We start from the raw sequence: 11,643 nt of genomic DNA, 5'->3' as shown, positions 1-11,643 counted from the left end.
CCGCCCGCCCGCGGCGCTCTCCGCCGCCAGCACGGAAGGGGAAACCCGGGCGCGCACCCGCCACCGCAGGCTCGTGCGGCTGCCCGCCGGCAGGGTGCTCACCTTGAGTCCGCCGGAGCGCGCCGTGGCGCCAGGCCCGCTGGAGGTGGACGCATTCGGGGCGCTATTGGTGCGCGCGGGCCTGGAGAACGCGGACGTCTTGCCCTCGGAGGACGCGGCGCTGACGCCCACGGAGGCCGCGCGGCTGCTCACCCTCCTGGGAGAGCGGCCCGTGACGCTGGGCACCTTCCCGCCTCGCATGGCCGTGAGTCACCTGTTGCGCGAGGTGCTGGCGGGCGGCGCGGTGCCGCGAGAGGTGCTCCTGCGCCGGGTGGAGCGCTTCTCGGACGTGGCCGTGCTGCGCCCGGACGGCTGCCTGGCGTGGACGCGCAGCGGACGCACCCAGCAGCGCGTGGGCCCGGTACAGTGGCGGGACGGCACGCTGGGCGCGGGCCCCTTCGAGCTGGGCCGCTTCTACTCGGGCCGGGGTGGCGCCTTCCGCCTGCTGGACGCGCGGTTGCGCGAGGCGGACGGGCACCTCCTGGCCAACGTCCATGACGATGGGGACGTCATCAGCCGCGCGTTGGACGGGGCCGAGGAGGCTTTCGTGGGGCTGGCGGTGGCCGTGGGCCAACTGCTCACCACGCCCCCGGGTGACACGCTGGCCGCGCTGGAGCAGCTGCCCTCGGGACTGGCCGCCCTGGTGGCCTCCTCGCCCGAGTACCTGGAGCGCTTCGGCTACATGACGCGCGGGGAGCAGATTCAGGAAGTCTCCCGGCTGCTCACCAACTTGATAGCCACCTGGGGCGCGGCTTCCAACACCACGCGCACGCTGACGGGCGCGCTGGCGGGCGCGGAGGCCACCGTGCCCGCGCTGTCACTCACCGCGCAAGGCGCCCTGGTCATGGAGCGCGTCGCGGTGCCGGTGGGCCGCACGGCGACGGTGCTGGGAGGCGGGCCCGGGGCGGCCATCATCCTCCAGCGCGCCAGCACGGCGACCCAGGGCGCCGCGCCCTCGGGCGGCCCCGGCAGATGGGGACCGGCCAGGGAGACCATGAAGCCCCGCTCCCGGCGCTACCAGGAGCAGATTACGGGGCACTCCGCCGATGAGGCCTATTGGGTGGGTGGCATGAGCGCGAAGGAAGGCGGAGTGAAGTTCGACGGCTTCAAGGACGGCGTGCTACTGGAGGCCAAGGGCCCCGGCTATGCGAAGTTCTTCGAGGACCTGGAACCTCAAGAGTGGTTCCGGCATTCGGGAGCCGTGGGGCTCCTTGAGCAAGCGGAGCGCCAGCTCAAGAAGGTCAAGGGGACCGGCATCCGCATCGAATGGCACGTAGCCGAAGCCGAAGCGGCGGAGGCGATTGAGAAGCTCTTGAGAGGAGCCAGGCTGGGGGCAATCAAGGTCGTCCACACCCCGGCCAGGTAGGGAGACCACCGCGTGAGCGACAAGCCTTTTCCTGAGAACTACTACGCGGGTGCCTATTGGGGGCCCCGCAAGGAGTCCGCCGAGGAGTGCGCCCGGCGCACGGCGCACTTCCTCACCCTCCTGGCCTCGGCGGACCCGTTCCTGGCGCAGTGGTACAAGCCCGCCAAATCCCGGAAGGACGCGCGCAAACATCCGCTCATGCCGCCCGACCCGCCCATTCTCACCGAGTTGTTTCGGCGTGGCGGCAACCGCGAGAAAGGAGGGCCTGTTTTCGAGGATCTCGGCTTCCGCATTTCAACAGATAATGGGGGCCCCTCCGGAGACTGCGCGGTCCTGCGTATCAAATGCGGTGACTACTGTGGGGCGAGCCGGAACTCTTGTGTATTGGACCTGCCTCACCAAGGACTGAACGCGGAGCGCGTGCTCAGCGTGCCAGTGCTCACGCAGGTGGTGCGCAGCATGGCCGTGGCCTGGGAGCCGGACTGGGCCGTGGCGACGTCATGCGACCACCGGGACCTGCTCTCCGAGGCCGGGGATACGCGCGACGACGTGGGCTGGGTGATGTACGTGTCCCGGCAGAGGGGGCCGGTACCACCGCTCCCCGCGCCCGTGTGGATTGCACCCGTGGAAGACCTGGGAACGCTGGTGGTCCTCACCCCGGAACGCCTCACCGCGAGCAACTCCGCGCACGTAGAACTGGGAAGACGGGTGTTCAACCTCTTGGACCGCGCGGGACTCCTGCAACCCGTCATTCCAGGGTGACTTCCAGGTCCTCTTCGAGGACAACATGGCCCCGGATACGCCCGTCTCCCGAGAGTGAGCGAACCATGCCCCTGAGCCAGCGAGACACCGACCACGTCTTCCAGTGCCTCCGAGGAGGCACCGTCCCCGAGCGAGGGCTCGAGACCTTCGCCGTGGGCATCGAGCGCGAGCGCGGCGAGCTCCACCGGATGCTGGAGCTCACCCGGAGCGGCGAGGGCGCCGTCAAGTTCCTCCGGGGGGGCTACGGCTGCGGGAAGACGTTCCTCGCCCGGCTGACTGCGGCGGACGCCCAGCAGCGGGGCTTCGCGACGAGCTTCGTCGTCGTCTCCGACAATGACCTCCACTTCCACCGCTTCGACGACGTGTACCGGAAGGTGGTGGGCAACCTCAGCACGAGCGCCTGCCCGCTCGGCGCGCTGGCGGACATCCTCGACCGCTGGGTCGCCAGCGTGGAGGAGTCGCTCATCGCCCTCGGGAAGGACCCGGACGCGCCCGGCTTCGATGCCGCGGTGCTGGCGAAGCTGGACGAGGAGCTGGTCGCCCGGACGCGGAACGAGGTCCCCCCGGACTTCGTGCGCGTGGTGCGGACCATCTTCGAGCTGAAGCAGAAGGGGCAGCTCGCGGACGCATCCGCCCTGCTCTCCTGGCTGTCCGGCAGTGAGAACGTCGCGTCGAGCGCCCGGAAGCTGGCGGGCATCAAGGGAGAAATCCAGAGTACCGACGCGCTCGCGTACCTCCGAGGCATCCTCGCCATCGTGAAGGGCGCCGGGTACGCGGGGCTCGTCATCGTCATCGACGAGGCGGAGACCATCCTCCGGATGAAGGCGGACGTGCGGCAGAAGTCCCTGAATGGCATGCGGCAGATTCTCGATGCCGCGGGCGGCTTCCACGGACTGCTGTGGGTCTTCACGGGCACCCCCGACTTCTTCGACACGAACCGGGGCGTGAAGGGCCTTCAGCCGCTGAACGACCGCATCGCGTTCACCCAGGTGGACGGCTTCGCGCCGCTCAAGCAGCCGCAGCTCGCGCTCAAGCCCTTCGACCAGAAGCGGCTCAAGGAGGTCGGGATGAAGCTCCGCTCCATGTACCCGACCACCGACCGCGCGCGCTTCGAGGCCACCGTCAGCCCGGACTACATGGACTCGCTGGTGCGGGAGGTCTCCGAGGGCCTGCGCGCCGACGTGGGCGTGGTGCCGCGGCAATTCCTTCGGCGGCTGGTGAGCGTGTTCGACATCGTCGAGCAGGAGCCGGACTTCCAGCCAGCACCAGGCAAGCCGCCCATCGAGCCGGCGCTCACGCACACCGAGGCGAGCCTCCGCGAGGGCAGGCCCGAGTACCCGCCGGAGCCGGGAGATGACCAGGGCTACGAGGTCGTGAACTTCTGAGGAACCCATGAGCGTCTTCTCCCGGTTCCCTCCCCGAATGCAGGAAGCCATCGTCAGCCGGCTCGGCTTCACCGGGCTCAGGCCCGTCCAGGAGCTGACGGCGCGGGAGCTGCTCGACGGGAGTAACGCGGTCGTCCTCGCCCCCACGGCGGGGGGCAAGACGGAGGCCGCCCTCTTCCCCATCCTCGCGGACCTGATGGAGCGGCCTGTCGCGGGAGTCGGCGCGCTGTATGTGGCGCCCATCAAGGCCCTGCTCAACAACCAGGAGGAGAGGCTTGGCATCTACACCGAGATGGTGGGGCTCCGCCGCTTCGTCTGGCACGGGGACACTCCGGACGGCGCGAAGCGCGCCTTCATCAAGGAGCCCTGCGAGCTGCTGATGACCACCCCGGAGTCGCTGGAGGTGATGCTCATCTCGCCGCGAGTGCCCGTGCAGTCGCTGTTCTCCCAGCTCCGGCACGTCGTCGTGGACGAGGTCCATGCGCTCGCCGGAACGGACCGGGGGGCGCACCTGATGTCCGTCATCGAGCGGCTGGCGGCGCTGGGGGGCGGAGACGTCCAGCGCGTGGGCCTGTCCGCCACCGTGGGCAACCCGGAGGACATCCTGGCGTGGCTGAAAGGCTCCTCGCGTCGCCAGGGCACGGTGGTGGACCCGCCCCGGCAGCCGGCGCAGCGGAAGCTCTCGGTGTCACTGCCGGGGACCGTCTCGGACATCGCGCGGGCAGGTGCCTCGCTGGGCCGCGGCAGGAAGAGCCTCTTCTTCTGCCAGACGCGCGCGCTCACCGAGGCGGTGGCGGAGCGGATGCGAGGTCAGGGCACGGACGTCTTCGTGCACCACAGCTCGGTCTCGCTGGAGGAGCGGAAGCTCGCGGAGGAACGGTTCCACCACGGCCAGGACGCCTGCATCGTGTGTACGTCCACGCTCGAGCTGGGTATCGACGTGGGGGACCTGGACGCCGTGCTGCAGGCGAACGCGCCCTCCACCGTGTCCTCCTTCCTCCAGCGAATCGGCCGGACGGGACGCCGCGCGGGCCAGGTGGCGAACATGGCGTTCCTTTGCGAGGACACGGACTCGCTGCTGGTCGCCATCGCGCTCATCGAACAGGCCCGAGCCGGCTGGGTGGAAGCCGTCCCCATGCAGTCGCGCTGCTGGGCCGTGCTCGTGCAGCAGCTGATGGCTCTCTCGCTCCAGTTCGGAGCCATCTCTCCCGTGGATGCCTGGGCGCAGCTCTCTCGAGTGCCGGACTTCCAGGGCATCTCCGCCGGCGAGTTCGAGGCGCTCGTCCGGCACCTCGTCGCGACGGAGTTCCTCTTCGAGTCCGGCGGCAAGCTCTCCCTGGGAGAACGGGCCGAGCGGCTCTTCGGCAGGAAGAACTTCAGCGAGCTGTACGCGGTCTTCACGAGCCCCGTCATGTACCGGGTGATGGCGGGTGCCCAGGAGCTCGGTTCCATCGAGCCCGCCTTCGTCGAGCGGCTGGTGGAGGGCATGAGCTCCTTCCTGCTCGCGGGACGCGCCTGGGTGGTGGAGCGGCTCATCCACGCGAGCCGGGAGGTGCATGTCCGCGCCGCTCCCGCAGGTAGGAAGCCAACCTGGGGAGGCTTCATGCCGCGATTCCTCGGCTACGAGGTGTGCCAGCGCATCAGGAACATCCTGGAGGGAGACACGTCCCTTGCGTACCTGGACGAAGCAGCCGCCGGAGCGCTGCGGGCCTTGCGCGAGGACCTTGGCCCGCTCCTGCGCCGCGTGGGGCCCGCGGTTCAGCTCGATTCGGACGGGAACGCGCTCTGGTGGAACTTCGCGGGCGGGCGCATCAATCACACCCTGAAGTACGCGCTGGAGCTCGCGCACGGGTGGAAGGTCGTTCCGGACAATTTCTTCGTGCGGATCAGCGGAGCGGGCGCGTCTCACGATGCGGTGGCACGTGGGCTGGCTGAGGGGGCGCGTGAGGCGTTCTGGTCCGCTCCCGGACGCCTCCAGGCCATGGCCGCGCGGATTCCGCCCTACCGGCTGAGCAAGTTCCAGGATGCACTGCCACCCCATGCTGTCGCCGAAATGCTCGGCGGCACGTTCCTGGATACGGAGGGAGCGCGCCGGGTCCTTGCGAGCGCACAGCCGGTCCGCCCATGAGTCCTCCGTGAGCAGATGCGGCGCTCCCGCTCACTCGCTCGTGAGCCCACTCGACGAGACAGCAATGCGCACCATCCTCCCCACCGAGGGCACCCCCGCCTCGTTCACCAGGAAGAGCTGGTAGTACCCCGGGGGCGCCAGGTTGTTGTTCCGCGGCGCGGCGACGGTGAGGCTTCCGCTGCCTCGCGTGAAGTCCAGCGTCACCAGCCGCTGGTTCTGGTCGAACGCGTGCGTGACCGATCCGAGCGCGATGAGCGACACGCGGGTGATGCTCGCCGGGTCTGGCGTGGACACGGTGAAACTCGTCCCGGGCGTCACCGTGCCCGGCGCCGAGCTGACCACCGGCCGCGCTCCCTTGAAGAGGTACGGCGGCGAGTACACCTCCGCCGTGCGCACCCTCCGTCCTCCCGCGCTCATCACCCGCCCGTCCGGCAGCAGCAGCGTCGTGGCGTGATAGCCCCGGTACACGGTGTTGCTCGCCAGCCGGGTCCACCGGTTGGTGGCCGGGTCGTACACCTCCGCGTGGCGCACGGGGCTGCCCGAGTTGTCGAAGCCACTCCCGCGACTGCCTCCCGTGACGAGCACCCGGCCGTCCGGAAGAATCGTCGCGTTGTGCTGGCGCCGCGCCGTGGACATGGGCGCCACGTACCTCCACGTGGGCGAGGACGCGTTCAGGTCGATCATCTCCACCGTGGCCGTCGGCGGGTCGCCTCCGCCCACCAGGTACACGCGGCCGTCGAGAATCACCGCCGGCCCGTAGCTCCGCGTGCCGAAGTTGCTAGACGGCCCCGAGGCCCACGAGCCCGTGCCCGACGTCGTCATCCACCGGGTGCCTCGCGACGGCCCCGCGAAGAAGAGCCGGCCATCCGGCGCCAGGAACATCCGCGGGTAGTACGGCATCTTCAGCCGCGCCGTCGTCATGGTCCGCCACGTCCGCGAGGCCGCCAGGTAGCGCTGCGGAATCTCATTGATGTCGCCGGAGTCGGCAATCTCTCCGGAGAGCACCATCACGTCCCCGTTCGCGAGCGTCGTGTTGGTCGGGTACCAGCGCCCGTCATTCATGTCCGGCAGGCGCGTCCACGACGACGTGGCCGCATCGAACAGGCTCGCGTCCGCCAGCCCCACGTGGCTCTCGATGTGTCCCCCCGTCACCAGCAACTTCCCGTCCGCGAGGTACGAATGGCCCGCGCAGAAGACGTTGTAGCCGGGGAACGGGAGCGTGGTGATGGCGTTGGTCGCCGGGTCCCACCGGCGCGGCGGCAGGTCGCCCTCGGCGAACTCACCGAAGAACCACACCTTCCCATCCGGTTGCAGGTGCGCGTGCGTGGCCGACATGGGCCAGGTCATCAGACCGGACCATGTCCCGATGTCCGACGGCGCGGTCTGCGCTCCGGCGGGTCCGGCCAGGACGAGGCCCGCGACGAGCCACGCGACGAGCCCTCGCGAGCGGGGAATGGGGAAGCTCCAGGACATTGCTGCCTCCGGGGGTGCTGCCTTGGGGAGGCTAGGAACTTAGGAGCCACCCCACCCGTGCCAATCAGTCCTCACGGATGAGGTCGTGTCATCTCCGGACCTCACGACCGTCCCGTCATGGGCCCGGTGACTGTCACTCCGCGGCGGCGCCCATCGCCCCGGCGCACGGGTAGGCGCGCGGTCCAGGACGGCCAGATTCCGCCGGTTCCCTTCCGTGCGAGGAGGTTCTCGATGAGGTGCTGGCGTTCTCTCTGCGTGGTGCTGGCGCTGATGGCGGGCCGTGGCGAGGCCGCCCCGGGCGGCTCCACCGTGGAGAACGAGGCCGCAGCGGGAGCCTCCACGCCCTGGAAGCCCTGTGGCACGAAGGCCGTCCCGCTGGGGCCCGCGCTTCCGAACGTGGACCCGGAGTCCAGGGACCTGGTGCATGGCGGTGACCTCCTCTTCTTCTTCACCGGCACGGACGACGCGGGAGGCGCTTTGTGGGCGAGCAGCGGCACCCAGGGCGAGGGCACATTCAAGGTCCGTGACTTCCCCACTCCGCCCACGGGCATGGCGCCCACGCAGTTCACCCGCGTGGGCAACCGCGTCTTCTTCGCCGCCGAGGACGAGGACCATGGCCGCGAGCTCTGGGTGAGCGACGGCACCGCGGCCGGCACGAAGATGGTGGTGGACCTCTGGCCCGGGCCCAATGGCTCCTTTCCCCGCTCCCTCTTCGAGCACCAGGGTCGCCTCTACTTCACGGCCGGAGACGAGAACCACGGGCGCGAGCTGCGGGTGACGGACGGCACCGCCGAAGGGACGGTGCTCGTCGCGGACCTCGATCCCGGCCCCGAAGGCGCCGAGCCAGACCTGCTGACCCGGTCCGGGGATGGCTCGCTCTATTTCATCGCCCACTTCCAGGCCATCTTCACGGCGCTGATGCGCCTGGACCCGGTGTCCGGCACCGTCACCGAGCTGCTGCGCGTGCCGAGCGAGGGCTCCATCCTCGGGGCTCCGACGGCGGTGGGCTCGCGCGTGTTCTTCATCATCGGAGACCTGCATGGACACTCGCTCGAGCTGATGGTGACGAGCGGCGGTCCCCCGGCGAAGGTGGCGGACGTCACCCACGTGGGCGAGAGGGTCTCCATGGGTGGCAAGCTGTACTTCACGGCCACCAGGGCCCCTGACGGCATGGACCTGGAGTTGTGGCGCAGCGATGGCACCGCGAAGGGAACGCGGCGCGTGAAGGACGTGCGCTCCGGCGCGGAGGGCTCCGAGCCCGCGAGCCTGACGGTGCTCGGGCGCCGGCTCTTCTTCTCCGCGGACGACGGAGTCCACGGAAACGAGCTGTGGGTGAGCGATGGCACCGAGGCGGGGACGCAGCTCTTCAAGGAGCTGGAGCACGGTCCGCGCGGCGCGTGGCCCTCCGAGCTGACGGTGCTCCAGGGGAACCTGTTCTTCCGCGCGGAGACCCTGGAGCGTGGCCTGGAGCCGTGGATGAGCAACGGCACGCCCGGAGGCACGGTGCCCCTGGAGGAGCTGGTGACCGGACCGAATGGCTCATACCCGAGGAGCTTCGTGCGCTCTGGCTGGGATGCCTTCTTCACCGCGGAGGATGGCACCGGCGTCAGGAGGCTGTGGGCCCTGCCCCTCCGGCCCGACGGTCGCTGCCCCTCCCCACGCAGGTAGGCCTTCGACTCCCCACATCGGCGCTGGCGGTTGTGGTAGGTGCCGGACGCCGATGAACCCGGGAGCGATGGCGATGTTCGCGCAACGAAGGAATTCGTCCGAGAGGCTTGACCCGAGCGGTAGCGGCCGGGCTGGAATGGCCCTCATGGCCGAGCGACTCGTCTTCCCCCCAATCGTGGAGGGCTTGTTCGTCAGGGGTCTCACCGGGAAGGTGTCTCCCCTGCTCAAGGAGCGGCTGCGGACCGAGGGCCTGGACCTCGACCGGCCGCTGCTTCCGGCCTACCCGCTGGAGACGTGGATCCGCTGCGTGACGGTGACGGCGAAGGCGCTGCACCCGAACGAGTCCGACGAGGTGGCGTGGCGGCTGCTCGGCGAGCGGATGATTGACGGCTACCGCGACACGCTGATGGGCCGCGCGTTGATGGGCGTGATGAAGCTCTTGGGCCCGTGGCGGATGCTGTGGAAGGCGCAGCACGGCTTCCGGACGAGCAACAACTACACCGAGGTGCGCATCACCGAGCGCGGCCCGAACGAGGCCGAGGTGTGGCTCAACGAGCCCGGCAAGCTGCGCTACTTCAAGCAGGGCGTGATGCTGGCCATGGGCCGCGCCGCGGGGGCTCCCGCCACCACGGTGGAGGTGAGCCAGTTCGACGAGGAAAGCGTCACATACCGCATCGTCTGGAGCGACGCGGAGGGCTGACGCGGCTTGCCGGGAACACCCCGGCTCTGCGAGCGTTCGTCCCCTGACGGCTCCGTCGCCGTCCGGGGGGAAGGCCATGCCGTCGAGCGAGCGGGTGAATCTGCCGCGCTGGAAGGGTCAGCCGGGGTTCTTCGAAATCTGGTTCCTGGTGGTGCTCGACCTGGATGGCGAGCGCGCGTGGTGGCTGCGGTACACGCTGTTCACTCCGGCTCCGGGCGCCCCCGGGGAGCCTCGCGCCACGGTGTGGGCCGCGGCCTTCGACTGTGGCTCGCCCACGCCCGCGGTGGCGCTGAAGTCCCTCCACCCCATCTCCGAGTTCAGCGCGGGGACACCGGGGCGGTTCAGCATCCGCATCGGTGACTCGGAGCTGGCGCCGGGACGGTGCCATGGGCGGGTGGCCTCGGGTGGGCACTCCATCGACTGGGACTTGCGCTTCTCGCCGGAGGCCACCGACGCCGTCCGCCGCGCGCCCCGGGGCGCGGACCTGCTGCCGCTCACCACGCACGTGGCCCATGCGGTGGACGACGTCACCTTCAGCGGTACCGTCACGGTGGATGGCCGGCGGTACGACGTCCGTGGCGCGCCGGGGCTGCAGAAGCACCTCTGGGGGCACCGGCGCCTGGAGGAGCTGACGTGGCTCTACGTCCCGGTGTTCCGCGAGGACCCGAAGGCGAGCCTGGAGGCGCTGTCCGTGCTGTCCCGGCGCGGCGCCGCGAGCCCGCGGCTCACGCCCATCTACCTGCGCACCGCGGGCCGGCAGCACACGTTCCACGAGGTGCCCGGGCTGCTGTTCTCGAAGATGGAGGTACCTCGCGCGGGCGAGCTGCTGTTCCACGCGTCGACGCTCACCACGTCCATGAAGGGCCGCGCGTGGTGCGACCCTCGGACGCTGGTGGGGTACGTGTATCGGGATCCGACGGGCTGGGACGTGCACGTGGCGCAGAGCGACGTGGCCACGTGCGAGGTGGAGCTGTTCACCCGCCCCCACCCCTTCGCCGCGTGGAGGCCGGACGGGAAGCTCACCTCCGCCGTGGGCGCGCTGGAGTTCCATGCGCCGGAGCCGCTGGCGGGGGTGCGCTACATCGGATGGGACGGGACTTCGGTGGGTCGGCTGGAGGAGATGTCCCAGACGGCGATGGAGGGAGCATGATGTTCCTCAAGAGCTCACGGGCCGTGCCCGCCACCATGCGCGCGTTGGATCCGGCGCGGACTCCTGGCCAGACGCGGCCACTGGAGCTGGCGCCGAAGCGGGTGCATGCACTGGGCCTCACGTACGCGGCGCACATCAACGAGACAGGGAGCGGCGAGGCGGACGGGCCGGCGGTGTTCGCGAAGGCCGCGGCGTCGCTGCTGCGCGGGGACACCGTGGTGAGCCCCTCGCGCGAGATGATGATGGAGGCGGTGGAGCAGCTGGACCCGGGATTCGCCGCGGTGGTGGCGTCGCGGTTCTCGAGCCTGCCGGCGCTGCTGGATTACGAGGTGGAGCTGGGCTTGCTCCTGCTGGAGCATGCGCGCGCGGAGGACCTGGCGCGGCCCGGCTTCGCGCCGCCGGTGGGGTACTTCCTGGCGAATGACGTCACGGCGCGCACGGTGCAGGTGCTGGGCGAAGGCCGGGCGGACCGGATGGCGTTCTGGGGCGCGGCGAAGAGCTTCCCGGGGTTCCTCGTCGCGGGGCCCACGCTCTGGGTGCCGGAGACGCCGCAGGGCGGAGCCTGTCTGGACGTGACGCTCCGCCTCACGGTGAATGGAGAGCAGCGGCAGCAGGGCCGGACCCTGGACCTCATCGAGCCGCCGCGCGAGCTGCTGCTGCGGGCGGCGCGCGCGACGTCCTCGGGCGTGCTGGAGAAGGGAGACGTGGTGCTCACCGGGACGCCGTCGGGCGTGGCCTTCACGGTGCCCGCGTGGAAGCGGAGGCTGGCGGCGCTGTTGCCCGGTCCCACCGCGCGGCTGGGCGCCGCGCTGCGGACCCACGGGCGCAACCCGCGCATGTTGAAGCCGGGGGATGTGGTGGAGATGGACGGTGGCGTGCTGGGCCACCGTCGCTTCACCATCGCCGGGTGAG

The 11,643-nt window shown here is 70.3% G+C and carries 9 protein-coding genes; 8 read left to right on the top strand and 1 reads right to left on the bottom strand.

Features of this window, described 5'->3' with window-relative positions; translation table 11 throughout:
• The 4 genes from HG543_RS25365 to HG543_RS25350 all read left to right on the top strand — a co-directional run.
• Positions 1-1,465 (top strand): Tox-REase-5 domain-containing protein (locus HG543_RS25365; protein ID WP_246357282.1); only part of this gene is annotated, 1,465 nt, incomplete at its 5' end.
• 12 nt (positions 1,466-1,477) lie between these two features.
• The gene (locus HG543_RS56435; protein ID WP_169347434.1) at positions 1,478-2,227 is read left to right on the top strand and encodes an Imm52 family immunity protein; all 750 of its coding nucleotides are present in this window, start codon (positions 1,478-1,480) and stop codon (positions 2,225-2,227) included.
• A 65-nt stretch (positions 2,228-2,292) separates the two neighbouring features.
• The gene (brxD, locus tag HG543_RS25355) at positions 2,293-3,612 is read left to right on the top strand and encodes a BREX system ATP-binding protein BrxD (RefSeq protein ID WP_169347433.1); all 1,320 of its coding nucleotides are present in this window, start codon (positions 2,293-2,295) and stop codon (positions 3,610-3,612) included.
• A 7-nt stretch (positions 3,613-3,619) separates the two neighbouring features.
• Positions 3,620-5,740 carry a DEAD/DEAH box helicase gene (locus tag HG543_RS25350; RefSeq protein WP_169347432.1) on the top strand — a complete coding sequence of 707 codons (2,121 nt, stop codon included), beginning with the start codon at positions 3,620-3,622 and terminating at the stop codon, positions 5,738-5,740.
• Between the two features lie 30 nt (positions 5,741-5,770).
• On the opposite strand, the gene HG543_RS25345 is transcribed toward HG543_RS25350, so the two are convergent.
• A complete protein-coding gene (locus tag HG543_RS25345) occupies positions 5,771-7,213 on the bottom strand; it encodes a galactose oxidase-like domain-containing protein (RefSeq protein ID WP_169347431.1) in 1,443 nt (480 codons plus the stop codon).
• Positions 7,214-7,444: 231 nt separating this feature from the next.
• On the opposite strand from HG543_RS25345, the gene HG543_RS25340 reads away from it, so the two are divergent.
• The 4 genes from HG543_RS25340 to HG543_RS25325 all read left to right on the top strand — a co-directional run bounded on the left by HG543_RS25340 (position 7,445) and on the right by HG543_RS25325 (position 11,642).
• Positions 7,445-8,881 (top strand): ELWxxDGT repeat protein, encoded by a 1,437-nt coding sequence (locus HG543_RS25340; RefSeq protein WP_169347430.1) that lies wholly within the window; start codon positions 7,445-7,447, stop codon positions 8,879-8,881.
• 145 nt (positions 8,882-9,026) lie between these two features.
• Complete coding sequence (locus tag HG543_RS25335) at positions 9,027-9,581, top strand: DUF2378 family protein (RefSeq protein WP_169347429.1); 555 nt, start codon at positions 9,027-9,029, stop codon at positions 9,579-9,581.
• Between the two features lie 76 nt (positions 9,582-9,657).
• Positions 9,658-10,731 (top strand): hypothetical protein, encoded by a 1,074-nt coding sequence (locus HG543_RS25330; protein ID WP_169347428.1) that lies wholly within the window; start codon positions 9,658-9,660, stop codon positions 10,729-10,731.
• Complete coding sequence (locus HG543_RS25325; protein ID WP_169347427.1) at positions 10,728-11,642, top strand: fumarylacetoacetate hydrolase family protein; 915 nt, start codon at positions 10,728-10,730, stop codon at positions 11,640-11,642. Before HG543_RS25330 ends, HG543_RS25325 begins: the two co-directional genes overlap by 4 nt.
• The last annotated feature ends 1 nt before the right edge of the window (position 11,643 follow it).

Origin of the sequence: Pyxidicoccus fallax (genome assembly GCF_012933655.1) — a bacterium.
GTDB classification, from domain to species: Bacteria; Myxococcota; Myxococcia; order Myxococcales; family Myxococcaceae; genus Myxococcus; species Myxococcus fallax.
This window is presented reverse-complemented; position numbering and strand designations above follow the sequence as displayed.